This is a genomic window from Mucilaginibacter sp. Bleaf8 (genome assembly GCF_018390515.1).
In the GTDB taxonomy this organism is placed as follows: Bacteria; Bacteroidota; Bacteroidia; order Sphingobacteriales; family Sphingobacteriaceae; genus Mucilaginibacter.
In genome coordinates, this window is the sequence record NZ_JAHBBK010000005.1 from 159599 (window position 1) to 186358 (window position 26760).

The following is a 26760-nucleotide window of genomic DNA, read 5'->3' on the forward strand; positions in this document are numbered from 1 at the left end:
TTGAATTTATCAGTTTGATGATCCGGGTGCTATTACTCCTGTGTAACGAGCGTTTTTATCCAGATTAATGAAATCAGTCATGATCTGACCGGCTTCAATTTTCAGGAAGTCAAGGTCTTCGTTTTTAGGACGGGTTTGCCCTTTTTTCAACGGCGATAATCCTAAAGCCGCTCTGCGCAAATTATTACGCTCAAAGATTTTCTGCTCGTCGGCATCGCGCTGTGCTTTCAGTTGCTTCTCATTTAAGGTTATGCTTTTCTCGGCATCACGCTTTTTATAGTCGGCAATATCTTCCATTAAATATTTATAGCTGTTGCTGGCAGCCATACGCTGGTTGTGCAACTGAGCCAATTGCGGAATTACTGCGCTTAAATCAGCTGCTTTTGTATAGTTGCTTTTTGGTATCATATCAAAAGGCAATGCTGATGGCTCGGTATCTTCACCATATTTATCCAGCGGAATTACTGACGGGAAGGCCACATCAGGCGTAACACCTTTGTGTTGGGTAGAACTGCCGTTGATACGGTAGAATTTAGCAATGGTTAAGTTTAACTGACCAAATTTAGTTTCGGCACCTGTACCATTTCCTTTTTTGGTCATGGATGTGATCATATCGCGCAATGAGGTGCTAATTACCTTATCCAGCTCAATAGCGCTTTGCACGGTACCTTTACCATAAGTTTGTGTACCCAAAATCAAACCGCGACCATAATCTTGTATGGCACTGGCAAAAATTTCGGAAGCAGAGGCGCTAAAGCGGTCAACCATTACAGCCATAGGGCCGCTGTATGCTACAGTAGGGTCTTCGTCCTCATTCACCTCAACACGGTTACGGGTATCACGCACCTGCACTACCGGGCCTTGCTTAATAAATAAGCCGGTCAGCTCAATTGCCTCAATCAATGAACCACCACCATTCTGGCGCAGGTCCATAATCACACCATCCACATTTTCGCGCTTCAGGGTATCCAATATCAGTTTCACATCGCGGGTGGTGCTTTGGTAGTTCGGATCTTTGGCGCGGTAAGCGTTAAAGTCGATATAAAAAGCAGGCACATTGATAATACCTATTTTATAGGTTTTACCATTGGCATTGTAAGTACGAATTTCTTTTCTGGCCAACTGGTCTTTCAGTACGATCTTTTCGCGCACCATTTCCACAATTTTAGGCTTATCGGATGCGCCAGTACCTTTAGGTAATAATTTCAATCGCACTATTGTACCTTTTGTACCACGTATCAGGGCAATAGCACTTTCTGTACGCCAGCCCACAATATCCTGAAACTCACCGGTACGGCCTTGTGCAACACCGATAATGCGATCATCAATATTGATTTGACGGCTTTTATCTGCCGGCCCACCAGCTACAACACTTTTAATTGTTACATATTCGTTTTCTGACAGCAATGAAGCACCAATACCTTCCAGCGAGCGCGACATTTCGATATTGAAATTGGCCGCATTAGCCGGATTAAAATAGTTTGTATGCGGGTCAATGGCCTCAGTAAATGAATCCATGAACACCTGGAACACATCCTGGTTAGACAGCTTTTTAGACTGCGATATCAGATTTTGATAGCGCTTGCGTAAAGTTTCTTTGTTTTTGGTCATATCACTGCTGGCCAGTTTCAGGTTCAGCAGATCATATTTTACACGCTGGCTCCACAACTTATCCATAGCCGATGAAGAAGATACCCAAGGCTGATCTTCGCGGTCATAAGTAAACGTTTCGTTCGTATTAAAATCGTAGTTTTTATTCAGTTGGGTTAGCGAGTAGTTGATACGATCCAGGTAACGTTTTTGGTAAACATTAAAGATGTAAAAAACAGCGCTTAGGTCGCCAGTTTTCAGATCGTCATCCAGTTCGTTTTTGTATTTGTCAAAATCCTTAAGGTCTGATGCTAACAGATAGTTATGGTTCTCATCCAGCGCTTTAAGATAGCGGTTATATACTGCGTTGGAAAGCGAATCGTTCAGGCTCACTTTCTTGTAGTTGTACTGAGATATCAGCGAGGCTACTTCTTTACATACCAAACTCTGCTTTTGATCTGGCTGCAAATCACCGGGGGCAAGCTTAACCGGTTTGGATGGAGACGCTTTGCAAGCCAGTGCAGCGCCCAGCACCAGCAGTATATAGAGCTTTTTGAACATTTCTTTTGCGGTTTTTAAATCAGTATTTAAATAAAACATCAATATTGGTGCCTATATTATTATTCGTGCCAAAGTAAATAAAAAGAGACAGCATTTAAAGCTGTCTCCTGTATACAATAATAATATATTTAATAATGTTTTATCAGAAACTGTATAGTTATGTCATTTATCTAACAATTTACTATACACTGATTTAATGCAGCCCGATTATAGCGCGGTTTGTGCAGTACCGGCGTAAGTAGTGCCGGGTTTTAAAGCGGCAAGCTTATCGCGTTGCAAGCTTTTAATTTCGCGGTTTACATGCGCTACATCATCCTGCCAGTTACGGGCAATGGCCAGGGTATGTGCCTCGTCCAAATCCTGCTGGGCCAGTGAAAAATCACCAATGGTTGTTTTGATAGCAGCCAGATCAATAAGGTTGGCGATGGTAAGCCTATCATTATTTTGCTGGCGCGATAAATTGTTGCTCTGTAAAAAAAACCATTTGGCTTGCGACAACTTGTTTAACTGCAAATAAATTTTTGCCAGATCGCGAAAGCTATAGCTTGCCTCGGCATATTCGCGGAAACGCATTTGGTGCTGTGCCGTTTTCATGGTAACATGCTCATTGAGCAGCAAGCCGTACCATGTTTGTGCAATGCTTACCCGTTTAACCGAGGTTAACTGCATTTTTGCCGGTAAAAGCTTAAACGCCGGCCCCTGTGAAGTTACCAATTGCGGCTGCCTGCGGTAATTGGATAGTTTCAACTTATACCATTGTGCCGAAGCTGATAAGCTGACAGTACAAAACAAAACGAGTAAGGATATGCGCATGCGTTCTCTGTTTGAGTTCAATTAAATTAGCCAGTAAGCAAATTTACCGCTTATTACGTTATCCGTTTGTAATAAGTTTGCAACTTAATCAAAAACTTCCACATCTCCATCATGCAATGCCCAAACCATATAAGGATGTGTATCAGCATGATAGATATCGCCATTTGCAGCAATACCTATAGTACCTGCAAAACCATCGAACGGCTTTAATTCGCCTAATGATTTTCGCGTAGCTTCTTCGATTGACATACCATCGGTAACACGGGTAACAATTTTACTGGCCACTGCACCGCTCACAATATCTTCCCCTACGCCCGTACATGATATTGCCGCATAAGCATTGGCATAATTACCTGCAGCCGTGGCTGAATCGCTTACCCGGCCGGGCATTTCATAACCTTTACCGCCGGTTGAAGTTGCCGCTGCCAGATTACCATCAGCATCCAGCGCTACACAACCTACTGTACCCAGTCTGATCGATTCATTTAATTTCTTTTCATATTCCTGACGGCGTTGCGGCGTTTCGGGATTGTGGTAGCCAAAACCGTTATCACGTGCAAATTGCAAGGCGCCTTTACCGCTCAGTACCTTATCTTCAAAAGCCATCAGCTTTTCGACAACAAAAATGGGGTTCTTTACATCCTCAATATTGATCACGCCCGAAAAGCCCAGCGTTTTACCATCCATCAGGGAGGCACTCATCCTGGTTACGCCATCGCTTTGTATCTGCGAGCCTGTACCTGCATTAAACAAATCACAATCCTCCAGCAGGCTTACGGTGTAAACCACTGTTTCTACTGCGGTGTGCGTTTGCAGATATTCATAGCCCTGCTGCACAATTTGCTTCAGCGCATCCTGCTTAGCCTGCTTTACTTCCTGATTAGTGCCCGACTCACTGAAGAAGCCGCCATGTATAATAATTTTCATAACTGGTAATAAGGGTTATAAAACACAAAGAGACACAATAGTTTGTGTCTCTGCAAAAGTATAATGAATGATTTATTGTTTTGATTGAAGTGCAACGAAATTACATTTTCAGTTGTTAAAGTCACTATCTATAAGAATATAACCAGCAACTTAATCCTTGTCAGGAACTTGGAGGTAAACGCCATCCTCTACCTTGGTACGTTTTTTCATCACCATACGGTGCTGCTCTAAATCGTAACGGTCGAAAATAGACATCACGTGCACTTTAAGGCCTTCGATAGATACCGGTGCACCCATTTCCACATCATAAATATTGGTACCGACCATACCCTTGCCGTCTACCACAATAGTTAGCCCCGAACCGATAGCTTCCATCATGCAACCTTCTGTAATCAGCAGGCCGGCATCTTCGCCTAAGCCAATACCCAAAATGCCCGGATTGCTGGCCACCGCATAAAACAACCGGCCTATACGGCCACGTTGCACAAAGTGGGTATCGATAATTACATGGTCAATAAAACCCAGGCCGGCCGTAATTTGTACCTCGCCTTTCACCAATGCCTCGTTGCTCTCGCCACGGTAAATCATATTGGTTGATGCCGCCGCTGCACCCGCAGAAGTGCCGGCTATTACAAAGTGCTCGTAGCAATAGCGCTTTTTTAGCGTTTGTAAAAACTCGGTACCGCCAAAAATCGAGCTAAGCCGCAATTGGTCGCCGCCGCTGAACATAACCACGTCGGCCTGGCGTATGCGCTCCAGATATTCGGGATTGGCTGCATCCTCGCGATTACGAATATCCAGCACATTTACGTTAGGTACGCCCAGCTGTGTAAATGATTTAATATATTCTTCTCCAACCAGCTCGGGTATCTGCGAAGCTGTGGTAATTACCTCTACCTGCGAAGCCTGCTGCCTGGCCGATTCAAGAATTATTCTTTTTAGTATACCGCGTTCAAAAAATTTGATATAATTGGGCTGTAAAATATGCTCCGTAGCACTCACATTGGTCCCCATATCAACCGCACCGCCTATAATTATTAGTTTACCTTTCGGGACAATCATCGTTTAAATTCAGTTGGTATATTACAAAGTAAAATAAAAAAGCATAAAATCTGCACTTTTCGCAATAAAACATCATTTATAATACCAGAAATTACACTAATTTGTTACAATTTTTGATTTAAGCAAACAAAGAATACCCTCTATCTGATATTGAGAAACAACATCTATGAAGATTGAAAAAATACAAGTGCTGCGCGGCCCCAATATCTGGAGCATCAGCCGTAAAAAACTGATTCAAATGCGGCTGAACCTGGAGGATTTGGAGCACCGCCCTACAAATACAATTGAAGGTTTTTATGAGCGCATTCAGGAACTGATACCCAGTATGTACGGGCACCGTTGTTCACCGGGCGTACCAGGGGGCTTTTTTAAGCGTGTGCAACAAGGCACCTGGATGGGCCACGTGATTGAGCATATTGCGCTGGAAACCCAAACACTTGCCGGTATGTTTTGTGGTTTTGGCCGCACGCGCGAAACCAAAACGCCGGGCACCTACAATGTGGTATTCAATTATGTTGAAGAAAAGGTAGGCGTGTTTGCAGCCGAATCGGCCGTACGCATTGCCGAAGCACTGATTGAAGGCCGTGAGTACAACCTGGAGGCCGATATTCAGCAAATGCGTGAGATACGGGAAAAAACCCGCTTGGGCCCAAGTACCGGATCTATCGTTGAAGAGGCTATTTCAAGAGATATCCCCTGGATCAGGTTAAACAACCAATCATTAGTTCAACTGGGTTATGGCAAAAACCAGGTACGCATACGCGCTACCATGACCGAGCGCACCAGCAGCATCGCCGTTGATTTAGCGAGCAATAAAGAAGAAACGAAGCGTATACTGCAAGAGCAGGCCATACCGGTAGCAAGCGGCATAACTATTACTTCGGCATCGCAGGTTAAAGAGGCTATCCGTAAAGTAGGCTTTCCGTTGGTGTTTAAGCCGCTGGATGGCAACCACGGCCGTGGCGCTACCATTAACGTAAAAACCGAGCAGGAGGCCATAGATGCTTTTGAGCATGCAGCCCGTATATCGCGCAAGGTTATAGTAGAAAAATTTATTACCGGCTTTGATTTTCGCGTACTGGTAATTGACCATAAAATGGTTGCCGCTGCCCTCCGCGTACCAGCCCATGTAAAAGGCGATGGAGAGCTGAACATTCAGCAACTGATTGACAAGGAAAATACAGACCCACGCCGCGGTTATGGCCACGAAAATGTACTGACGCTGATCAATGTTGATCGAGATACGCTGGACCTGCTACAGAAAAAAGGCTATACCCTCGAAACTATTCCGGCTCAGGATGAGGTGGTTTACCTGAAATCGACCGCCAACCTGAGTACCGGCGGCACCTCTATTGATGTAACCGACCAGGTACATCCTGAAAATATTTTTATCTGTGAGCGTATTTCGCGAGTAATTGGGTTGGATATATGCGGTATCGACATTATGGCCGAAAACCTGACCGAGCCCCTTACCGAGAATGGCGGCGTAATACTGGAAGTTAACGCTGCGCCGGGTTTCCGGATGCACGTGGCACCAAGCGAGGGCCTGCCCCGCAACGTTGCCGGTAATGTGCTTGATATGCTGTACCCGCCCGGTACAGCAGCGCGTATACCTATTATTGCCACCACCGGTACCAATGGTAAAACTACTACTACCCGCTTAATAGCCCATATTGTAAAAAATAATGGCTACCGAGTTGGCTTTACCACATCAGACGGTATTTATGTACAAAATACGCTGATGGTTGAAGGCGATACCACCGGTCCGCACAGTACTGAGTTTATTTTAAAAGACCCAACCGTTGATTTTGCCGTACTGGAAACAGCCCGCGGCGGCATTTTACGTTCAGGATTGGGCTTTGGTAAAAGCGACATTGGTGTAATTACCAATATACAGCCCGACCATTTGGGTATTGCCGACATCCATACGCTGGATGACCTGGCGCGGGTAAAAAGCGTGGTGATCAATTCCGTAAAAAAAGATGGCTGGGGCGTATTGAATGCCGATAGCGAGCACTGCGTGCGTATTGCTAAAGATGCCGACTGCAACATTGCCTACTTTAGCCTGAATGAGAACAACCCGGTTATTAAAGCGCACTGCCAAAAAGGTGGAATTGCCTGCATTTGCGAAAACGGGTATGTTACCATTCAAAAAGGCGACTGGAAAATACGTGTACAGCGCATCAGCCAGATACCTTTAACCTTTGGTGGCACGGTAAGCTTTATGATTGAAAACGTGCTGGCCGCCACTCTGGCCACTTACCTGTATGGCTTCAAAACGGAAGACATTAAAACCTCGCTGCAAACCTTTGCTCCATCAGCTACGCAAACGCCCGGCAGGATGAATATTTTCAACTTCCGTGAGTTTAGGTTTATGGTTGATTTTGCACATAACCCTGATGGCTATAACGGAATTCGTGAATTTTTGCGGCATATTGACTCGCCACAGAAGATAGGGCTGATTGCCGGTACGGGCGACAGGCGCGATGAAGATATTATAGAACTGGGCCGCATTGCTGCCGAAATGTTTGACCACATACTGTTGCGCCAAGCCGATCATTTACGCGGCCGTACACGCGAAAATATTATGAGTTTAATGGCACAGGGCATCCAGTCTGTAAAGCCGGATATGCCGCTTGAAATGCTGCCCGACGAAGTTGATGCTATTGCTTACGCTATTAGCCTGGCACAGCCAGGGGCTTTCATCACTACCTTAAGCGATGCTGTAAACGATGCCGTTGACATTGTGCAGAATTATCAGGAGAAAGATGCAATGCGTTAAAAAGGTTGCTGTTGTGCTGAACTTGCAGGATAATTTCAGTGTCAGACTGGCCTAGGAAATACCAAAATCACGTTCAGCATAACTAATCAACCAGTAAAACAAAAAGGTCGTTTCTTATATCAAGAAACGACCTTTTTCATACAATGAAGGGATACCTTATTTACTCAGAAAATCTCCCACAAGCTGTTCTGCTTCCTGGCAGGCTGTGGCCAGATCATAGTTTTTCAGGATCACATCAAACTTAGGGGCGTAGTTCAGTTCTTTTTCGGCTTTGGCAAAACGTTCTTTTAGCTTTTCTTCGCTATCAGTACCTCGGCCGGTAAGGCGCTCAATCAATACTTCTAACGACGGGGGCTGAACGAATATAGCCAGCGCCTGCTCCTGGTACTTACGTTTTAAGTGCAAGCCACCTTCAACATCAATATCAAAAATTACGGTTTTGCCGTTATTCCAAATACGTTCAATCTCCTCGCGCAGGGTGCCATAAAAAGTACCGGTATAAACTTCTTCAAACTCAACAAACTGCTTTTTGGCAATACGGTGCAAAAACTCTTCTTTGCTGATGAAATAATAATCTTTGCCCTGCTGCTCATCGCCGCGCGCTTCACGTGTGGTTGCCGAAATAGAAAATTCCAGTTCAGGAAACTTGGTTAGCAGGTGATGCACGATGGTAGTTTTACCAGCGCCCGATGGGGCAGAGAATATAAGGAGTTTACCCATGTTTGATGTTGCAATGTTTGAGGTTATTAAGTTTGATGATTAGGGGCACCGAACTTGATAACTATAGTACGTTCAATAGTTGTTCTTTAATTTTTTCCAGTTCTTCTTTCATACCTACTACCAGCTTTTGAATAGTAGCATCGTTCGCTTTAGAACCGATGGTATTTATTTCGCGGCCAATCTCCTGCGAAATAAAACCTAATTTCTTCCCGTTAGCATCAGCAGATTTCAGGGTTTCAATAAAATACGTACAATGGGTACGCAAGCGAACCTTTTCTTCGGTGATGTCCAACTTATCAATGTAGTAGATCAGTTCCTGCTCAAAGCGGTTATGATCAATGTGTTCGGTGCCTACAGCATCAGCCAGAAACTGGTTCAGACGTTCGCGGATAACCGGTACACGCTTAGGATCTTCTAAAAGAACTTGATCCAGGCTTTGCACAATCAGGTTGATACGATTGGTTAATTCCTGTTGTAAAACGCTACCTTCATCATTACGGAACTGCTGAAAATTAGCCACGGCTTGCTGAAAAGTTCTTTCTACCTGTTTCCACTCTTCTTCACTAACCGTGTCTTCCGTATATTTTACTACCTCGGGCAAACCCAGGGCCAATTGCATTAAATTACCGGAGTTTTCACCTAACTCAGCACTGGCTGCTTTAAGCTGTTCATAGTAATGTTTTAGCAGGGTGGTATCAATACCGGCAGCTTTTACAGCCGAACCGGTTTGCTCTACATTGATGCTCAGGTTTACTTTACCCCGCTCCAGCAGCTTGCTGCACTCGGTGCGCAACTGAAACTCTTTTTCAGAAAAAGCTTTGGGAATACGCAGCGAAAGCTCCAGAAACTTGCTGTTCAGAGATTTGATCTCAACGGTGTATTTGGTGCTGCCCGAATCAAAAGCGGCAATTCCATACCCTGTCATGGATTTTATCATGTGCAAAGATAGCGTTTTTACTTGATTTACTTATAGTTTGCCCGCCAAATCAGAATAAGCGGCTGATATTTGCGTTAACCTTTTTTAACATTCATTAACCGGTATTATCCGTATTTTCGCAAAAACATTATTATGCCCCGTTCATACCTTAAATATTTTTTGGCTGCCCTGCTGCTTTGGTCTTTTTCTGCATCAGCGCAACTGGCAACAGCCATTAGGGGTGTGGTGTTTAATGAGCGTACCAATATCCGTTCGGCACAGGTATCTATCAGCAACCTGAATAATAAGGCCATGGTAATGAGCGATAACCTGGGGCTGTTCAGCATCCGTGCCTCAGTGGGCGATACGCTACTGTTCATTAAAAAAGGGTATGCCGAGCAGCAGGTTGCCGTTACCACAACACAAGATCTGGTTATACGCATGATGCCGCAACAAGTATTGGGCCCGGTGGTAATACGCGGCACCAGCAAAAAGCAGGAATTGCAGGAAACAATGGAGGGCTACCGCAGTAAAGGCATTTATTACGATGGCAAACCGCCAGCATTATCAGCCCTGGCATCGCCGGTTACAGCCTTGTATGAGCTTTTTGGCAAGAACGCCTCGCAGGCGCGGCGTTTTAATAACTACATGCAGCGCGAAAGCAAGGAGCAGGAAATTGACAAGCGCTACAACAAAGCGCTGGTAAAGAGAATAGGGCAATTCTCGGATGAGGATGCAGAATTATTTATGCTGGCTTACCGCCCAGGTTATGAAGACTTAAAGAAATGGACAGATTATGATCTGATCTTATTTATCAAAAAATCGGCTGAGAGCTTTAAGTCAATTAAAGAGAAACCGGTACAAAAGCTAAGTAGCCCTTTATAAACTCTCGCCTTAAAGAGGTTAATTATACTAAATACCCAATGCTTCGCAGGCCTTTTCGGCTGCTAATTTTTCGGCATTCTTTTTACTGAACTCTTTACCCAGGCCCATTATTTCTCCATCAACATTTACATGAATAGTGAACAGCTTACTGCTTTCGCCTTCCTGGTTGGCGGTGAGTTCAAACAGTACATCTTTACCGTGGCGCTGGCACCATTCAATAAGCTTGCTTTTAAAATTGGTTTCGGTTTGCTCGAGGGTATGAATATCAATATGGGGTTTGATAATACGGTTGAGCAGAAAGCTTTTGGTAAAATCATAACCTCTATCTAAGTAAACAGCACCGATTAAGGCCTCAAAAGCATCTCCCAGCAATGAGCTTTGCCGTGTGGAATTAACCATGCGGTTATCATACTCAATTAATTGTTCCAAACCCAGTTTGCGGGCCAGCTGGTTAAGGTTAACCCGGCTCACAATTTTAGAACGCAACTCGGTTAAAAAGCCCTCGTCTTTATAAGGGTATAATTTAAAAAGCACCTCGGCCACTACGCTGCCTAATACGGCATCGCCCAAAAACTCTAATCGCTCGTTGCTGTTCTTAACGCCTTTTTTAACAGATTGCGCCACCGACTTGTGCCTGAAAGCGAGTCGGTATAAAGACAAATTGCCCGGCACGAAGCCGAGCAAATTCTTTAATGTTTTTACGTATTTCCTGTTAGGCGATATGTAAAGCTTATATAACCTTGAGATGGGCATTAAAATACGCTTAGTCCTGGTATTTTTTGAAAATTACAGAAGCATTGTGACCACCAAAGCCAAAGCCATTGCTTTGTGCAGCACGTACTTCACGCTTTTGAGCGGTATTAAAAGTGAAATTAATACGCGGATCAAAAGCAGGATCGTCGGTAAAGTGGTTAATGGTTGGTGGAACGATATCGTTCTTCACAGCCAAGATAGCCGCAATGGCCTCCACCGCACCTGCCGCACCCAATAAGTGCCCGGTCATGGATTTGGTTGAACTGATATTAACGCGGTAAACATCTTCACCATAAGCCTGCTGGATAGCTTTCACCTCCTGCGGATCGCCTATAGGGGTACTGGTACCATGTACGTTTACATAGTCAATATCTGCCGGTGTCATGTTCGCATCCTCTAACGCCGCTTTCATAACCAGTGCAGCGCCTAAACCTTCGGGGTGCGGAGCCGTCATGTGATAAGCGTCGGCACTCATGCCACCACCCATCATTTCGGCGTAAATTTTTGCACCACGGGCTTTGGCATGCTCCAGTTCTTCCAGTATAATGGTTCCGGCACCTTCGCCGGCTACAAAGCCGTCGCGATCCAAGTCAAATGGCCGGGATGCGGTTGCAGGATCATCATTACGGGTAGACAAGGCATGCATAGCGTTAAAACCACCTATGCCGGCTTCGTTAATTATAGCTTCAGACCCTCCGCTGATGAACATGTTAGCTTTACCCAAACGGATATAGTTGAACGCATCAATCAGCGAGTTATTTGATGATGCACAGGCTGATACTGTAGTAAAGTTTGGACCCCGCAAGCCATATTTAATAGAAATATGACCAGGCGCAATGTCAGCAATCATCTTAGGGATAAAGAACGGATTAAAGCGCGGTGTACCATCACCTTTGGCAAAGCTTACCACTTCATCCAAAAATGTTTTTAAACCGCCAATTCCCGATCCCCAGATAACGCCTATGCGATTGGTGTCCAGCTTTTCAAAATCAAGCTGCGCGTCTTTTACTGCCTCTTCGGTGGAGTATAAAGCATACTGAACAAAAGGGTCGAGCTTACGGGCATCTTTCCGACCTAAAAAAGCATCGGCATCAAAGTTTTTAACCTCGCATGCAAACTTGGTTTTGAAATGCGTGGTATCAAAACTTTTTATTAAGGCAGCACCACTCACTCCATTAATCAATCCGTTCCAGTAATCTGCAACTGAATTACCAATTGGAGTAAGTGCACCCAGCCCGGTTACAACAACTCGTTTAAACTCCATCTACTTCTCTTGGGAGTTTCTTATTTAACGTTTTTTTCAAGGTAAGCAATTGCCTGACCTACGGTGCCGATAGTTTCTGCCTGATCGTCAGGAATAGCTACATTAAATTCTTTTTCAAACTCCATGATTAATTCCACGGTGTCTAAAGAGTCTGCACCTAAATCGTTGGTGAAACTTGCTTCCGGTGTTACTTCACTTTCGTCAACACCTAATTTTTCTACGATAATAGCCTTTACTCTTGAAGCGATATCAGACATAATAGTTTATCTTTAATGATTAAATAAAATTTCAGTGCAAAGAAAAATAAATTTAGTTAAATATCAAATCTAAAATCTACTGCAATGTTGTAACAAAATTTCACTGCTAAGGTTTCAGTTTGTATTTTTGCAGCTCAAAAATACGGATTTTGACGAAGAAGATTTTAAAATTTGAAATCGATCTGGACTTTGCGCTCATTGCCATCACAGCACCGTTAAGGGATTACCGGTTGTGTTACTTTATTAATAAGTACCTCAATTTCGATTTTAAAAAAATCCCCGATTTAGCGGTTGATATATATCAGGGCACCATTGAGCCGGCACATTTTTCTATTTATCACACCCACTGGGAAACCACCGAAACCGACTTTTATTTGATTGCCAACAAAGGCTCTGACGGATTATTAATCCCGGAAATGCGCGAGGTGGATTATTTTCTGATGATCAGGAATTTTATTGACGAAATCGATTTAAATCGCATCATCAGCTCCTTAAATCGCATTCAGGAAATTTTGGCCGCAGTAAAGATTGACCCAAAAAAAATAAAATCACGTGAAAATCTGTTATTTTAGCGGCACTTTTACAAAGTGTTGACGTTACACTTATATTAATAGCTTGACAGGGACAGTAAAAATCATTATATGAAATTATCTTACAACCGTACTAAAATAGTGGCCACAATGGGCCCGGCATCTGCAAAAAAAGATGTATTGCTGGCAATGATAAGAGCTGGTGTTAATGTTTGCCGCCTGAATTTTTCGCACGGCCGGCAAGAAGATCACCAAAAAACCATCGATCTTATCCGCGAAATCAACGAACAATACAAAACCAATGTAAGCATGCTGGCCGATTTACAAGGCCCTAAAATTCGTATTGGTTTGGTAAAAGATGGCGGTATACACCTGGTAAATGGCAAGCACATCAACATGACCACTCATGAGTGCATTGGCGATGAGAACCAGATTTATATCACTTATGAAACTTTCCCGCAGGACGTACAAGCCAACGAGATCATTTTATTGGATGATGGTAAGCTGCAACTGAAAGTGATTGAAACCAACCGTAAAGACAACGTACTTTGTGAGGTTATTCACGGTGGTATCTTAACTTCACGCAAAGGTGTGAACCTGCCTAACACCAAAGTTTCTATCCCAAGCTTAACTGAAGAAGACTTAGATAACCTGCAGTTTGCGCTGAAAAACGACGTAGAATGGATTGGTTTATCATTTGTTCGTACTGGTGATGATATTGTTGAACTGAAACGTATTATCAGCCAAAGCGGCAAATCATCACGCGTTATTGCCAAAGTTGAAAAACCGGAGGCTATTGAAAATATCGATGCCATTATTGCCGCAACCGATGGTGTGATGGTTGCCCGTGGTGACCTGGGTGTGGAAATGCCTTTAGAAGAAGTACCATTGCTGCAAAAAATGATAGCTCGTAAATGCCGTGCGGCTTCAAAACCGGTAATTGTAGCTACCCAAATGCTGGAAAGCATGATTACTACCCCTCGCCCAACCCGTGCAGAGGTGAATGACGTAGCTAACTCTGTATTAGACGGTGCCGATGCTGTGATGCTGAGCGGTGAAACTTCAGTTGGTGAGTTCCCGGTTATCGTTATCGAAACTATGGCTAAAATTGTGCGTAATGTTGAAGAAGGTGGCTATCCATTCAATGCATCTAAGCAAGGTGGCGAGGTTGAAAGCACTCACCCTAACTACTTGAGCAATGCTGTATGTGAATCAGCCGTACATTTAGCTGAGCATACCAATGCCGTAGGTATCGTGTCAATGACTTTCTCTGGCTATACCGCTTTTGAAATTTCGAGCCACCGCCCTAAAGCGCCAACTTATATCTTTACATCTAACCAAAACCTGCTGAATGCATTAAGCCTGGTTTGGGGTGTAAAAGCATTCTATTATAACGAATTGGAAAGCACTGACAAAACAATCAGTGACGTAAATGCCATTTTGAAAGCTGAAAACCTGGTAAAAACCGGCGACGTAGTAATTAACACTGCTGCTGTGCCAATTGCCAACCAAGGCAAAACCAACATGCTGAAAGTTACTGTTGTTGAGTAATCAATATCGTATTAGATATAAAAAGGCTGCTTAGCATTGCTAAGCAGCCTTTTTGTTTTTCAGTAAACAGCAGCCTTGCAAACTTGAGTGCGCAGCCTGTGCATGCTACCAAAATGATAGTGCCAATAAAGTTTTACCACTGTTTTCATAAACCTGTTTGTTGTGCGAGTTTGACTTAACAGCTTATTAACGGTTTAATAACCTGATAATTATCTTTTTCGCTGCTTTCAGTCAAATATTGTAACAAAGCATGGGTAGGGATAGTCAATACAATAAACCTTTACACACATGCTTAAACTTGCTTACACCGGATTGCTGATTACGGGCTTATGCTCTGCAGCCTTATCACCAAATGCATTTGCGCAAACTCATGTTGACACCGTTAACCTCAAAAGCCACAAGCTGCAAACATCGTATTTGAAACCAGGCTTGCGCCAGTACCTGGTGTATATGCAAAGCCCTGCCAGACCCAAAACGCTTAATTTATCTTACTGGGTAAGAGATGTAAAAAGCGGTACACAAAATGGCGAAAAGATTTTTACGGTAAGCCAGCACTGGTATGCTAACGATACAAGCGCCTACCGTACCTATTATGCGGTAAACCGTGCTGCCGATTTTGCACCTGTGTATCAAAAAGAAACTGTACGCAGCAAAACTAAAGCCTATAACTGGGGATCTGATAAAATAACAGGAACAGATACCGTTGCTAATAACGAAGCCAAAGGTTTTGAACTGGCATTTACCGAACCCAATTATAACTGGAACCTGGATATTGAGACGTTTGAAATGCTGCCACTGGCTGCCGGTAAAACTTTTGCCATCAGTTTTTATGATGCCGGCTTAGGTAAGCCGGGTTATGTAACTTATAAAGTAACCGGTAGCGAAAAGATTACCCTTCTGGATAATGCCCAAACCGATTGCTGGAAACTGGTAACGGAAGGTAAAGCGCCCAATGGCAGCACCTATACCCAAGCTTTTTGGCTAAGCAAAAAGGGGCATGAGTTTTTGAAAGAAGAAGACAGTTTTAACGGCGCTATGCGTGTAAAAATTAAAATGCCGGTAACCACGCCCGATGTAGTATCATTATTTAAACATTAATTTTTAAATACGATGCAAATAAAAAAAGCCCCGCCGGATAGATCCGGTCGGGGCTTGCGTTTAATTAGTAAATAGAACTTATTTTGAATAGATTTTGCTGTCTACACGGTAACCTGCGGCAGTGTTGCTGTACCAGTCGGTGTAGGTAGCACCATTTGAACCAGCCCATTCCAGGAAGTGAGGATAAGCTTGGTTGATGCTTTGCAGCTCAACAGGGTATTTAAACTCAGTGCTAAAGCTGATAGCCCATGGCCAGTTTTCTTTTGACACGTAGTATTTGGTAGTAGATGAAGATGCATCATCATCAGTACCGAACAGTTTGCTGTCAACCAGATCAGTTGGTGCGTAGCCTGGTAAGTGGATTTCATAACCGCGGCGCAAGTCGCTGATCAGGAATGGATTAAAGGTTGATGGTTGTAAGCTTGATTGTGCTACTGGTGATGCGAAGGTAACGTTTACGGTTACAGTGCTGGTAGTTACTTTTGGCTTATCAGTCATGGTGTTGATAAAGTATGAGTTATCAGCATTTTTCATAACCGCTTCGTGGTTATCGAACGGAATGATTACCGCTTTTGACTGACCGGCTTCAACACCGTTACCTGCAAATTTGATATAGTTGCTGATGGCTTTCTGACCGCTTACTGCGCTAACTGCTGATGCAGCAACTGGTAACTGTACACCAAAACCGTTGTGGAATGAAGCACCTGATGCCAGTGGCACAAACTCGCCTTTCATATCCACGATCTGGTTGCTGGCGTTGCTGGTGAAAGTGTAGCGGCAGTTTACCACTAAGTCGTTCATATCATAGTCACCTTTTTTAGGCCAGTTATCCTCAAATGCAATGCTTGCATAAGTATTTTGAGATGGATAGTAGCTAATGTAAGCACGGGTTGGATCATTAGGGAATGCATCCTGTACATCTTGCACACCGTCGCCATCACTGTCGCCACCTTTATCAATTGCAGGTACATCAGCATTTGAAATAGCGTTGGTTACAGCTGAAGTGGTATAGAATACTAAGTCGTTAAAGTCGTTGTCGGTAGTATATCCATTTACGTTGCTGCTTGGTGTTGTACGGTTACAGTCCTCAAAGCCAGTTAAGTACAGGTCGTGTACGTCATCGTACAATACAACCGCATGTTGTCTTTTACCGCTGCTTGAGCTTTCCGGGTTAAGTGAATTCTGGCTATAGAACTTTTGAGCGCTATTGTATACACCGGTACCTGTCCAAGCATCTTGCATCAATACGAATGCGATAGTAGTACCTGCATCAAAGTTGCCTAACTTCACTTTATCACCAGCTTTTAAGCCACCGCCTGATCCATAAGCTGATGCATTAGGGAACACATACGTAATTTTATCAATAGCGTTCACAATAATACCGCCTGATGTATTGGTTGGCGGGGTGTTAGTTTTGTAAGTATAATACGCTAAAGTACTTTGGTAACCAGCACCCTCTGATACGAATGTTACATAAATATCTGATTTTGCAGTAACGTTGATAGTTGATACGGTACTGTTTGACAGATATTCAGGGTGAGTGGTGGTTAACGGGCTACCTTCAGGTAAAGAAGCATTGATATAAGAAAGTAGAGATGGCTCGATTACGTCACCTGTTGATTCAAGATATAACGGACGGCCCATGCTTCTGGTATAAGGCGCTGTAGTTACAAACGCTGAAGAAGCAGTGTAAGAACCCGGATAGCCATAATCTGTTGTTAACCAACCCTGGCTTATGTATTTGTTGTTGGCTTTTGATTCAGAAGAGTTGAACTCGTCAGGAACGATATCGCCGCTAAAGCCGTCTTTACCACCAATCACGACATTGATGGTATTGCTGGCCGATATACTGGCATTGGCATTACGCATTACACCAATGTAAGCCGGATCGATAGTTAATTTGCTGGTTGCAGCAGGTACGGTAACCACACCTTGCAACACACCGCTTTTGTTGGTAACACCTTTAAAAATGATGTTGCTGGTATTTGGCATCAGCACACTTACCACAACACCTGCCAGCGGCTGATCGTTGTTGGCTTTTAAAGTAACATTAAGTGTTACGTTTTTTGAAGTTGCGAATGTAAAGCCGTCCGGAGCAATTTTGTTAACCGGAGTTGTAGTACCTGGATTTTCATCCACCCGTACGTTGTCTTTTTTACAAGCCGATAGCGAGATAATTCCGGCTAATATGGCATAAGTAAATTTTCTATTCATATCTATTTATTTTTTTATTTACTAATTAACTTATGTTATACATTAGGCAATCGCTGTTCCAATTGTGAAAAGCCTTCAATTGGGGCTGATTTGGCCATATTTTTAATATTTAGCGTTTTTAAGTGTGGTAGTCATTCCCCTGAGTTGGGAAAAAGTGTGGTATTGTGCTCTACAACAGTTTTGATTTCCCCACAGTTAATTACGCGCCTTAAGGGAATCAAATTTTACTCGTGCCGTTAAGTAAGCGTTAAAACCAGACAGACCCATAGCCGGACCTGATACATTGATAATAAAGTGGGATTTGCCGGAGCTTAGAATTATATTCATAACAAACAGATTAAGTTTAGCGTGATGACGGAGCAACTATGTGCTCATTTACAGGCCGGAAAAAACATTTACTTTTTATCCAAACCTTCCACCTTTTACGAAAGTTAAATCTGTAGGGTTAGCTATATTTTCAATTATTGAAATAATATTTCATACAACAATAGATTAATAATTAGTTGTATTTTGAGGATAGAGCGCACAAGCCAGGCATAAACTTGTGGGTGCTTAAATAAAGAGTAGAACCAACAATGTCAATACCATTAAAAAAGCCGGTTGTTAACCGGCTTACAAAGTTTAGATTGTTTTAATAAGAACTGCCCCGCATCGTCCCTTTTTGCCAAAGGCTGCTGTGGCATATCTATCTTTTAATTAATAGTAATTTGCCGTGTATCCTTTAGTTCATCGCTGCAGCCAAAGTATCTGTGGGCGTTTTATCCTCATCCTGCAAGGTGAATAATATTGGCACGGTATATTGCACCCTGACAGTTTTGCCGTTTTGCCTGCCGGGCATCCACCGTGGCGACTGCGCCATCACCCGTATGGCTTCATCGCCAAGGCCAGCGCCCGGATCGCGCAGGGAATGGATGTTGGACAGGCTACCGTCTTTTTCTACCACGAAGGTAATGATAGCCCTACCCTGTACATTGCTCTCGTAGGCCAGTTTAGGATAGCGTATATGCTGTGCTATATATCGATAGAATTTTTCCATTCCCCCTTCAAACTCGGGCACCTGTTCAACCGAGGTAAACACCTCGTTCGTCTGCTTTATATTGTTATCTGTTGCTTCGGCCAAAGCTGGTTCCCGAGGAAACTCAGCTTCTGATTCAGATAGCTTACCCGCAAAGCTTAATTGCCTGTTTCTATTCAGTTCATTAGGTTGCTGCTTGACATTTGCACTTTTGATATCAGTACCGGCAGGCGCATCTAATACGCGCTCCGCTTTGTGCTGAATTGCTTTAACCACACTGCTGTTACTGATAGTTGCCGAAGATAAAGCCAGCATCAGTATAAATAATGGGGCCGAAAAGCCATACTTAACTAAAGCTACCCGCCGAGATTTACTTTTTTGCAGCATCCATATGCGCTGCTTGAGCATACTGTTATTAAAGAAGGTATTAGTTAAGTTATGTGTAGGTACATTAAAAGTTTGGCTTAGCAACAGCATGGCATACTCACTTTTGCTATAGCCCTCATTGATGGCATTGCTATCGGCAATATATTCATGGATATGCTTTATAGCCTTGCGGCACAGGTAAACCACCGGGTTAAACCAGTTAATAATCACTATTGCCTCCACCAGCAATATATCGGCCGAATGCCATTGCCGGGCGTGTACCTGCTCATGCGCCATTATGGCGCCCTGCTGCTGCATGTTCTCGTCTACCTTAATTTTTTTAAAGAACGACCAGGCAGCGGCTTCCGGCTTTTGCCGCAACAACCTTTTTACGGCAATGAGTTGCCACAGCAACTTAATGCCAAACACTATTGCACCGGCAAAATATATACCCGCTATAATTTGCCCCAGAGTAATATTACTTTGCTGCTGGGCCTTGATAAGAAAAACAATCTGCGGATTAACCTGATAAATGGTTTGCCGTACCTGCTCGGTAATAAACCACTGCTTTACCCACTGCACCTGTACCAGCGGTAGTATAAATGATAACACTGCCGTACCCACAAGATAAATGCGGTTTAGCTGAAAAAATGTTTCGCGCCGCAACAGCAAAGCATAAAACCCGAAAAACAGTATCAGGTATAGGTTTACGAGCAAAAGGTAATGCCACCAGGTCATATCACATCGGGTTATTTGTCCTTAAACTTTTCAATCAGTTTCATAATTTCATCGGCCTCTTTTACATCTATCTTTTCTTTTTGCACAAAAAAAGAAAACATCCTTTTTACCGAATTATCAAAATAGCCGGTCAGGAGTTTATCGGTGGCAAAGTTTTGATATTGCTCTTTACTGATGACAGGATGATACTCATGGCTTTTGCCAAAAGCAGTATGGCCTACAAAGCCTTTGTTTTCTAAAATACGGATAATAGTAGATACGGTATTGTATGCCGGCTTGGGCTCGGGCAGCAAATCTATTACATCTTTAACATAGCCTTTACCAAGTTGCCAAAGCACCTGCATAATTTGTTCTTCGGCACGGGTAAGCTCTTTAATTTCCATAGTATAAACACTTTAACTTACTGAAAGATATGTACCTGTCAGCTAAATTGGTATAATGATAAATTTACAACTAATTATTTAGTCAACAAATTTTTTCTATGTACTGAACATTTTAATAATTGAAACAGTTATTTTTCATTTTACCAATTAGATACAAACATATACATGCATATTACTTTTCATGGTGCTGCCCGCAATGTAACCGGCAGCAAACATATTGTACAACTAAATGACGGTACCAGCATTTTGCTGGACTGCGGCATGTTCCAGGGACTGGGCGAAAAAACGGATGGATATAACGACCACCTGGGCTTTAACCCGCTCAAGGTAGATTATATGATTTTGTCGCACGCCCATATCGACCATTGCGGACTGATCCCTAAGCTACTTGCCGAAGGTTTTAAAGGCACTATATTTTGCACCGCGCCAACTATGGAACTGGCGCAGATACTGATGCTTGACTCGGCCAAGATACAGCAGCAGGATGCCGAGTATACTAAACGCAAAGGCCACCCCGAAGAAGCCTTATATACCGAAGAGGATGTGATGGAGGCTATGCACCTGTTTAAGGTGGTAGATTATAACGAAGAGTATGAAATTACCCCGCGCATAAAGTTCCGGCTTACTGATGCCGGGCACGTAATAGGCAGCGCCGCTATACATCTTACTATTTTTGAGGATGCCAAGCAAACACAAATTACCTTTAGCGGAGACGTGGGCAGGTATGGTGATTTGATACTGCGCAATCCGCAAAAATTTCCACAGGCCGATTACATTCTGCTGGAATCAACCTATGGCGACTCGCTGCACAAAGAGCTGGAACCCATTGAGGATGCGTTGCAGGAAATCATCCGCGAAACCTGTATTACCAATGGCGGCAAGGTAATTATACCAGCCTTTAGCGTGGGCCGCACGCAGGAATTATTATTTGCCCTAAACAGCCTGGAACTGAAGGGCCGCCTGCCCGATGTAGCTTATTATGTAGATAGCCCACTATCAGAAAAAGCTACACAGGTAATTAAGGACCATCCTGAGGAATACAACAACCGGGTAAACAAAATTATGGAGGTGGATGATGACCCGTTTGCCTTTAAAGGGCTCAAATTTATCCAGTCGACCGAAGAATCTATTGCACTGAATGATGACCCGCGGCCATGCGTAATTATATCCTCATCGGGCATGGCCGAAGCTGGCCGAGTGCGGCACCACATCCGCAACAATATTAACAATGCCAAGAATACAATTTTGATGGTAGGCTACTCTGAACCTTCATCATTAGGCGGGCACCTCATCCGGGGCGATCATGAAGTATTCATTTTTGGCGAGCGCCATGAGGTAAAAGCCCGCGTATGCGCCATCAAATCCATGAGCGCCCACGGCGATTATGAAGATTTGCTTCGCTTTTTATCCTGTCAGGACCCGGCTCAGGTGAAAAAGGTTTTCCTGGTACATGGCGAGTACGATACCCAGCAAAAGTTTGCCGAACGGTTAGCTGAAAATGGTTTTGCCAACGTGGAAATCCCCTACCAGCACCAAAAGATAGAGCTGGAATAATTACTAGCAGGCAGGCTATACCCAAACGCTAATGCACTGGTATAGCCTGCCTGTATTTTAGCCCGGTTAATTTTTATAGCTCACTACAACTACTTCATCTGTTGTAGTTTTATTTTTAGTGCTTCCTACTTTATTGGTGGGCTGCCCTTTTTCAGATTTGGGCTCTTTACCGTCATTCTTTATAATAGAGAATTGTACCGGAACGGTATATTGTACCCGCACCACATGGTTGTTTTGCGTACCTGGCTTCCATTTGGGTGATGCAGCTATTACTCTTTTGGCTTCATTCGCCAGCGATTGGTCGGGCGAGCGCACGGCTTTTACGTCGCTCAGCGAGCCGTCTTTCTCCACAATAAAGGTAACGATGACCCTGCCGGTAATATTCTTATCACGCGCTGGGGCAGGGTATCTGATATTTTTGCCTAGGTACTGGTAAAAGGCTTCCATACCTCCAGGAAACTCGGGCGTATGCTCTACTGATGTAAACACCTCGTTGCCTGTGCTTTTTTGTTGTGCCCTGCTAATATTATAGCTCAGCATTAGTGTTAATGTCAGGATACAGCCGGCACCCTTGGCAACCCAGCTGTTGTTAAATTTTCTTGTTTTCATAACTATTGGTATTTATAACTAAATCTTTAGGTAAAGATATAACTAAATAATTAGTTGTCAAGTTTTGAAGAAAGAAAATTTTATTGGCGAGATTCTAATAACTATCCGTTCAGCTTACCCATTATACGCAGTTTATTTGCCAGTTCAAGGTAATCATCATCATAAGAGGTAGCTATCAGTCGTATACTGTACGGATGTACACGTAACTTAAATATGATGTATCTCTCTTCATACCTACTATTCATATTGCGTACCGTTTTGGTGTCCGTTACAATTTGTGTTACATCAAACCAATTAAAATATCCATACTTGCGAATTCTGACTCCTTTTTCATCAGCATCAATAGCATAAGTACGTTCATTTTTAATAAGATATCTGACATATAAGGTCAAATATATAGTATAAATAAGCAATGTAATTACGAAGGCTGTCAGATAACCTGATACCACGTTAGACATAGCTATGAATACTATAAGAAGCATACAAAGCGGAATAATAAGCCACCAAATATGACTGTTATCTTTTACCTTAATGGATGCTGACATGTTTAAATGTTAGATATAAGCACAGCAACATTGCTGTCGGTGGCTGTGGCAATGCTTAGTTGCGGAGCATATGATATAATATAATTACTAACGCGGTCTGCCCAGTCCTTATCAAGATTCAAATTATCTATCCGAACTACACTATCATTAATATTCTTAACGAGTATCCTATTTTGCTGGATTTCTATTTGCTTTACCAACCTTAAATCGAACGCCGTATTATACCCCGAAATCAGCATTTCATTTCCATTAATTTCTATTTTAGCATTTGGTAGGTGGTAGATACCATTAAACACGATCAGCATACTTAAACAAAAGCCCAGGATAAAAAGATAGATGCCGATACCTGTATCAAATACAAACAAAAGCACACACCCGATTGATAAAAGAACACCGAATATAATAGCGGTCATTATAAGTAGGGAACAGCAGGTACTTTGCCTTACCAAGCCGGTAAACAACGTTTTGATAGGAAACATACACCAAATACAGGAACGATAGCGACAAATAAACGTAGATAATGATCGGGCTATCTACGCCCCATATAACTATGCGCGACAGAATAAACGTAAACAGTATATAAGATGCTACAGAAAGAAAAGTTTTCAGATCGTCGTTCAGTTTCATGTGATGGGTTGGCTTACGCAAACATACTGTTTGTACCTGAAAAACCGGCCAAACAAAAAGAGGCGTAATTACTTACGCCTCTTTCCTATATTATCCTATTTTATTCCTGAATTTACACGCTTACAGGTACGCTTATACCCATCTCTTTGGCCAGGAACTGCCCGGTAAAGCTTTCCTTTACCTTGCACAAGCCTTCGGGTGTGCCTTTGTACAGGATCTGACCACCGCCCGATCCGCCTTCAGGGCCCAGGTCAATCACGTGGTCAACCACTTTGATCACGTCCAGGTTGTGTTCAATCACTAACACGGTATTGCCTTTATCAACCAGTTGCTGCAATACGCCTAACAGCACATTGATATCCTCAAAGTGCAACCCGGTAGTTGGCTCATCCAAAATGTAAAATGTGTTGCCGGTATCTTTTTTAGACAGCTCGGTAGCCAGTTTTACCCGCTGCGCCTCGCCCCCCGACAGGGTTAACGATGATTGGCCTAAGGTGATATAGCCCAAACCCACATCATTCAGGGTTCTTACCTTACGATGAATGGATGGAATATGCTCAAAAAATGCCGTAGCATCCTCAATACTCATATCCAGCACATCACTAATGGACTTGCCACGGTAACGCACTTCCAAAGTTTCACGGTTGTAACGCTTGCCGCCACATTCCTCGCAAGGCACTTGTACATCGGGTAGAAAGTTCATTTCGATTACTTTCTGACCGGCACCCTGGCAGGTTTCGCAGCGGCCACCTTTTACGTTGAACGAGAAACGGCCCGGTTTATAACCCCGTATCTTCGACTCAGGCAATTGCACGTACAGCGCGCGTATATCCGAGAACACCCCGGTATACGTAGCCGGGTTTGAGCGTGGCGTACGACCAATAGGCGTTTGGTCAATTTCAATTACTTTATCTATATGCTCCAGCCCCTCAATCTTATCATAAGGCAGCGGGTGCTTTTTAGCCCTGAAAAAGTGATGGTTCAGTATCGGGTACAAGGTCTCCGTAATTAAACTGGATTTACCACTTCCTGATACACCGGTAATGCCAATGAGCTTACCCAATGGAAACTGCACGGTAACTTTTTTCAGGTTATGGCCGGTAGCTTTTTTCAAGGTAAGTACCTTGCCGTTACCTTCACGCCGTTTTTTGGGGATGGCAATCTCGCGCTCGCCGTTCAGATAGGATGTAGTTAAGGTATGTGCCGCCATCAGTTCTTTGGGCGTGCCCTCGGCTACTACCGTACCGCCATGCACACCGGCCGCAGGACCCATGTCAATCACATGGTCGGCTTCCAGAATCATGTCTTTATCGTGCTCCACCACCAATACGGTGTTACCCAAATCGCGCAGGTTTTTCAGGGCATTAATCAACCGGTCGTTATCACGCTGGTGCAGGCCAATGCTGGGTTCATCGAGGATGTACATCACGTTCATCAGCTGCGAACCAATCTGCGTAGCCAAGCGGATGCGCTGTGCTTCGCCGCCCGATAAGGTACGGGCCGTACGGTCAAGCGTAAGATAGCTCAAACCTACATCCAGCAAAAAGCCAATGCGGGCGCGAATCTCTTTCAATATCTCGCGGGCAATAACGTTCTGGCGTTCGTTCAGGCGCTCTTCCAAGCCGTTGAACCAGTCTTGCAGGGTACGGATATCCATGCTGGCCAGTTCAAATATATTTTTCTCGTCTACCTTAAAATGCAGTGATTCTTTCTTTAACCGGGCACCTTCGCAAACCGGGCAGGTTTTCAGCACGCGGTAAGCTTCCAGGTCGTCAGCTATTTCGTCGCCTTTGCGTTCCTGCTGCTCTTCCAGCATGCGGATCAGGCCATCAAAAGTTACCTGGTAGCTTTGTACGTTCCATTTATTGTGCTCAACCGATACCGTAAGTAATTCATGCGAACCATTCAGGATAATATCCAGCTTTTCGCGCGGAATTTTTTCAATCGGTACAGATAGTGAGAACTCATACTTTTTAGCCAGCGCTTTCAGCACATGGAATATCCATGTTTCACGGTACTCACCTATCGGGGCCAAACCGCCGTTAATGATGCTTAGCTTTGGATTGGGTATTACCGAGCTTTCATCCACCACAAAGATATATCCCAAGCCATCGCACTTATCACAAGCGCCATAAGGCGAATTGAAGGAGAAAGTATTAGGCTGCGGCTCATCGTAGGATATACCGGATATAGGATCCATCAGGTACTTACTGAAGTAAGATACATTGTTATCTTTATCAGCAATACGAATAATGCCTTTGGCCGTTTTTAACGCCGATTGCACAGAAGTATACAAACGTTTGCTATCTTTTTCACTGATCATCAGGCGATCAACCACAATATCAATATCGTGAATCTTATAGCGGTCTACCTGCATTTTGGGCTCTACGTCCATAATAGCGCCGTCCACATAAACTTTCAGGTAGCCTTGCTTGCGTATCTGCTCAAATAATTCGCGGTAGTGCCCTTTACGTCCTTTTACCACCGGAGCCAGAATATTTACCGGCTGCCCGTCAAACTTTTCCATAATGGCACGCAAAATCTGGTCTTCGCTCATGCGTTCCATCTTTTGGCCCGATACGTAAGAGTAAGCCTCGCCTGCACGGGCATACAGCAAACGCATAAAATCGTAAATCTCAGTAATGGTACCTACCGTTGAGCGTGGATTTTTGCTGGTGGTTTTCTGCTCAATGGCTATAACCGGGCTCAGGCCCGATACCTTATCCACATCCGGCCGCTCCATACCGCCCATAAACTGGCGGGAGTAAGCCGAAAAGGTTTCCATATAACGGCGCTGCCCCTCGGCATAAATGGTATCAAACGCCAGTGATGATTTACCGCTGCCACTTAAACCGGTAATTACCACCAGCTGGTTGCGCGGAAAAGAAACGTCTATATTTTTCAGATTATGTACCCGGGCTCCGTACACTTCCACATCGCTTTGCTCGCCCAGATCAATAGGTTTTGTGCTCATATTTTAGTTAGGAAACAAGTATTAAA

The 26760-nt window shown here is 43.7% G+C and carries 23 protein-coding genes; 6 read left to right on the top strand and 17 right to left on the bottom strand.

Translation table 11 applies throughout. The features are described 5' to 3' along the window. Window positions 1-9: 9 nt before the first annotated feature. The 4 genes from KHS38_RS19535 to KHS38_RS19550 form a co-directional block, all read right to left on the bottom strand. Window positions 10-2151: a carboxy terminal-processing peptidase gene (locus tag KHS38_RS19535; RefSeq protein ID WP_213490243.1), complete on the bottom strand. Its 2142-nt coding sequence runs from the start codon at window positions 2149-2151 to the stop codon at window positions 10-12. 207 nt (window positions 2152-2358) lie between these two features. Further along, the gene (locus KHS38_RS19540) at window positions 2359-2964 is read right to left on the bottom strand and encodes a hypothetical protein (RefSeq protein ID WP_213490244.1); all 606 of its coding nucleotides are present in this window, start codon (window positions 2962-2964) and stop codon (window positions 2359-2361) included. Between the two features lie 84 nt (window positions 2965-3048). Next, on the bottom strand, window positions 3049-3891 hold the full coding sequence (locus KHS38_RS19545) for an isoaspartyl peptidase/L-asparaginase (protein WP_213490245.1): 843 nt from the start codon (window positions 3889-3891) through the stop codon (window positions 3049-3051). A 150-nt stretch (window positions 3892-4041) separates the two neighbouring features. After that, complete coding sequence (locus KHS38_RS19550) at window positions 4042-4953, bottom strand: cyanophycinase (protein WP_213490246.1); 912 nt, start codon at window positions 4951-4953, stop codon at window positions 4042-4044. 166 nt (window positions 4954-5119) lie between these two features. Here KHS38_RS19550 and cphA point away from each other — a divergent pair, with 166 nt between their 5' ends. Next, window positions 5120-7735, top strand: coding sequence for a cyanophycin synthetase (cphA, locus tag KHS38_RS19555; RefSeq protein WP_213490247.1), 2616 nt, complete (start codon window positions 5120-5122; stop codon window positions 7733-7735). Window positions 7736-7891: 156 nt separating this feature from the next. Here the strand turns inward: cphA and gmk are convergent, their stop codons facing one another. Further along, the gene (gene gmk / locus KHS38_RS19560; protein ID WP_213490248.1) at window positions 7892-8455 is read right to left on the bottom strand and encodes a guanylate kinase; all 564 of its coding nucleotides are present in this window, start codon (window positions 8453-8455) and stop codon (window positions 7892-7894) included. Between the two features lie 61 nt (window positions 8456-8516). After that, window positions 8517-9392 carry a YicC/YloC family endoribonuclease gene (locus tag KHS38_RS19565; RefSeq protein ID WP_249665486.1) on the bottom strand — a complete coding sequence of 292 codons (876 nt, stop codon included), beginning with the start codon at window positions 9390-9392 and terminating at the stop codon, window positions 8517-8519. Between the two features lie 132 nt (window positions 9393-9524). Here KHS38_RS19565 and KHS38_RS19570 point away from each other — a divergent pair, with 132 nt between their 5' ends. Continuing rightward, window positions 9525-10256, top strand: a complete 732-nt coding sequence (locus KHS38_RS19570; RefSeq protein WP_213490250.1) for a hypothetical protein — start codon at window positions 9525-9527, stop codon at window positions 10254-10256. A gap of 27 nt (window positions 10257-10283) precedes the next feature. Here the strand turns inward: KHS38_RS19570 and rnc are convergent, their stop codons facing one another. The 3 genes from rnc to KHS38_RS19585 are packed head-to-tail and all read right to left on the bottom strand — an operon-like array spanning window position 10284 to window position 12530. Continuing rightward, window positions 10284-11009 carry a ribonuclease III gene (rnc, locus tag KHS38_RS19575; RefSeq protein WP_213490251.1) on the bottom strand — a complete coding sequence of 242 codons (726 nt, stop codon included), beginning with the start codon at window positions 11007-11009 and terminating at the stop codon, window positions 10284-10286. Window positions 11010-11019: 10 nt separating this feature from the next. Next, a complete protein-coding gene (fabF, locus tag KHS38_RS19580) occupies window positions 11020-12273 on the bottom strand; it encodes a beta-ketoacyl-ACP synthase II (protein WP_213490253.1) in 1254 nt (417 codons plus the stop codon). 20 nt (window positions 12274-12293) lie between these two features. Further along, window positions 12294-12530: an acyl carrier protein gene (locus KHS38_RS19585; protein ID WP_008508386.1), complete on the bottom strand. Its 237-nt coding sequence runs from the start codon at window positions 12528-12530 to the stop codon at window positions 12294-12296. A 149-nt stretch (window positions 12531-12679) separates the two neighbouring features. On the opposite strand from KHS38_RS19585, the gene KHS38_RS19590 reads away from it, so the two are divergent. The 3 genes from KHS38_RS19590 to KHS38_RS19600 all read left to right on the top strand — a co-directional run bounded on the left by KHS38_RS19590 (window position 12680) and on the right by KHS38_RS19600 (window position 15709). Beyond that, on the top strand, window positions 12680-13102 hold the full coding sequence (locus KHS38_RS19590) for an IPExxxVDY family protein (protein WP_213490254.1): 423 nt from the start codon (window positions 12680-12682) through the stop codon (window positions 13100-13102). Between the two features lie 69 nt (window positions 13103-13171). Beyond that, on the top strand, window positions 13172-14611 hold the full coding sequence (gene pyk / locus KHS38_RS19595) for a pyruvate kinase (RefSeq protein ID WP_213490256.1): 1440 nt from the start codon (window positions 13172-13174) through the stop codon (window positions 14609-14611). 288 nt (window positions 14612-14899) lie between these two features. After that, window positions 14900-15709: a DUF3108 domain-containing protein gene (locus tag KHS38_RS19600; RefSeq protein WP_213490257.1), complete on the top strand. Its 810-nt coding sequence runs from the start codon at window positions 14900-14902 to the stop codon at window positions 15707-15709. A gap of 78 nt (window positions 15710-15787) precedes the next feature. On the opposite strand, the gene KHS38_RS19605 is transcribed toward KHS38_RS19600, so the two are convergent. From KHS38_RS19605 to KHS38_RS19615, 3 genes are all read right to left on the bottom strand, one after another. Next, window positions 15788-17923 (bottom strand): LruC domain-containing protein, encoded by a 2136-nt coding sequence (locus KHS38_RS19605; protein WP_213490258.1) that lies wholly within the window; start codon window positions 17921-17923, stop codon window positions 15788-15790. A 721-nt stretch (window positions 17924-18644) separates the two neighbouring features. Then, a complete protein-coding gene (locus tag KHS38_RS19610; RefSeq protein ID WP_213490259.1) occupies window positions 18645-20042 on the bottom strand; it encodes a M56 family metallopeptidase in 1398 nt (465 codons plus the stop codon). A gap of 11 nt (window positions 20043-20053) precedes the next feature. Beyond that, window positions 20054-20425, bottom strand: a complete 372-nt coding sequence (locus tag KHS38_RS19615; protein ID WP_213490260.1) for a BlaI/MecI/CopY family transcriptional regulator — start codon at window positions 20423-20425, stop codon at window positions 20054-20056. Between the two features lie 165 nt (window positions 20426-20590). On the opposite strand from KHS38_RS19615, the gene KHS38_RS19620 reads away from it, so the two are divergent. Then, window positions 20591-21979: an MBL fold metallo-hydrolase RNA specificity domain-containing protein gene (locus KHS38_RS19620; protein ID WP_213490261.1), complete on the top strand. Its 1389-nt coding sequence runs from the start codon at window positions 20591-20593 to the stop codon at window positions 21977-21979. Between the two features lie 66 nt (window positions 21980-22045). Here the strand turns inward: KHS38_RS19620 and KHS38_RS19625 are convergent, their stop codons facing one another. From KHS38_RS19625 to uvrA, 5 genes are all read right to left on the bottom strand, one after another. After that, a complete protein-coding gene (locus tag KHS38_RS19625; protein ID WP_213490262.1) occupies window positions 22046-22588 on the bottom strand; it encodes an energy transducer TonB in 543 nt (180 codons plus the stop codon). Between the two features lie 101 nt (window positions 22589-22689). Further along, window positions 22690-23133: a hypothetical protein gene (locus KHS38_RS19630; protein ID WP_213490263.1), complete on the bottom strand. Its 444-nt coding sequence runs from the start codon at window positions 23131-23133 to the stop codon at window positions 22690-22692. A gap of 2 nt (window positions 23134-23135) precedes the next feature. After that, window positions 23136-23504 carry a hypothetical protein gene (locus KHS38_RS19635; protein WP_213490264.1) on the bottom strand — a complete coding sequence of 123 codons (369 nt, stop codon included), beginning with the start codon at window positions 23502-23504 and terminating at the stop codon, window positions 23136-23138. Further along, the gene (locus KHS38_RS19640) at window positions 23485-23760 is read right to left on the bottom strand and encodes a hypothetical protein (RefSeq protein ID WP_213490265.1); all 276 of its coding nucleotides are present in this window, start codon (window positions 23758-23760) and stop codon (window positions 23485-23487) included. The genes KHS38_RS19635 and KHS38_RS19640 overlap by 20 nt, the downstream gene beginning before the upstream one ends. A 112-nt stretch (window positions 23761-23872) precedes the next feature. Continuing rightward, window positions 23873-26734: an excinuclease ABC subunit UvrA gene (uvrA, locus tag KHS38_RS19645; protein ID WP_213490267.1), complete on the bottom strand. Its 2862-nt coding sequence runs from the start codon at window positions 26732-26734 to the stop codon at window positions 23873-23875. Window positions 26735-26760 lie beyond the last annotated feature (26 nt).

Bases quoted from the DNA above. Each gene is read 5' to 3' on its own strand.
- KHS38_RS19615 (WP_213490260.1), bottom strand. From the start codon at position 20,425: ATGGAAATTAAAGAGCTTACCCGTGCCGAAGAACAAATTATGCAGGTG.
- KHS38_RS19585 (WP_008508386.1), bottom strand. From the start codon at position 12,530: ATGTCTGATATCGCTTCAAGAGTAAAGGCTATTATCGTAGAAAAATTA.
- KHS38_RS19600 (WP_213490257.1), top strand. From the start codon at position 14,900: ATGCTTAAACTTGCTTACACCGGATTGCTGATTACGGGCTTATGCTCT.
- pyk (WP_213490256.1), top strand. From the start codon at position 13,172: ATGAAATTATCTTACAACCGTACTAAAATAGTGGCCACAATGGGCCCG.
- KHS38_RS19625 (WP_213490262.1), bottom strand. From the start codon at position 22,588: ATGAAAACAAGAAAATTTAACAACAGCTGGGTTGCCAAGGGTGCCGGC.
- gmk (WP_213490248.1), bottom strand. From the start codon at position 8,455: ATGGGTAAACTCCTTATATTCTCTGCCCCATCGGGCGCTGGTAAAACT.
- KHS38_RS19620 (WP_213490261.1), top strand. From the start codon at position 20,591: ATGCATATTACTTTTCATGGTGCTGCCCGCAATGTAACCGGCAGCAAA.
- fabF (WP_213490253.1), bottom strand. From the start codon at position 12,273: ATGGAGTTTAAACGAGTTGTTGTAACCGGGCTGGGTGCACTTACTCCA.
- KHS38_RS19630 (WP_213490263.1), bottom strand. From the start codon at position 23,133: ATGTCAGCATCCATTAAGGTAAAAGATAACAGTCATATTTGGTGGCTT.
- KHS38_RS19550 (WP_213490246.1), bottom strand. From the start codon at position 4,953: ATGATTGTCCCGAAAGGTAAACTAATAATTATAGGCGGTGCGGTTGAT.
- KHS38_RS19640 (WP_213490265.1), bottom strand. From the start codon at position 23,760: ATGAAACTGAACGACGATCTGAAAACTTTTCTTTCTGTAGCATCTTAT.
- KHS38_RS19540 (WP_213490244.1), bottom strand. From the start codon at position 2,964: ATGCGCATATCCTTACTCGTTTTGTTTTGTACTGTCAGCTTATCAGCT.
- KHS38_RS19610 (WP_213490259.1), bottom strand. From the start codon at position 20,042: ATGACCTGGTGGCATTACCTTTTGCTCGTAAACCTATACCTGATACTG.
- cphA (WP_213490247.1), top strand. From the start codon at position 5,120: ATGAAGATTGAAAAAATACAAGTGCTGCGCGGCCCCAATATCTGGAGC.
- KHS38_RS19535 (WP_213490243.1), bottom strand. From the start codon at position 2,151: ATGTTCAAAAAGCTCTATATACTGCTGGTGCTGGGCGCTGCACTGGCT.
- KHS38_RS19545 (WP_213490245.1), bottom strand. From the start codon at position 3,891: ATGAAAATTATTATACATGGCGGCTTCTTCAGTGAGTCGGGCACTAAT.
- uvrA (WP_213490267.1), bottom strand. From the start codon at position 26,734: ATGAGCACAAAACCTATTGATCTGGGCGAGCAAAGCGATGTGGAAGTG.
- KHS38_RS19605 (WP_213490258.1), bottom strand. From the start codon at position 17,923: ATGAATAGAAAATTTACTTATGCCATATTAGCCGGAATTATCTCGCTA.
- rnc (WP_213490251.1), bottom strand. From the start codon at position 11,009: ATGCCCATCTCAAGGTTATATAAGCTTTACATATCGCCTAACAGGAAA.
- KHS38_RS19565 (WP_249665486.1), bottom strand. From the start codon at position 9,392: ATGATAAAATCCATGACAGGGTATGGAATTGCCGCTTTTGATTCGGGC.
- KHS38_RS19570 (WP_213490250.1), top strand. From the start codon at position 9,525: ATGCCCCGTTCATACCTTAAATATTTTTTGGCTGCCCTGCTGCTTTGG.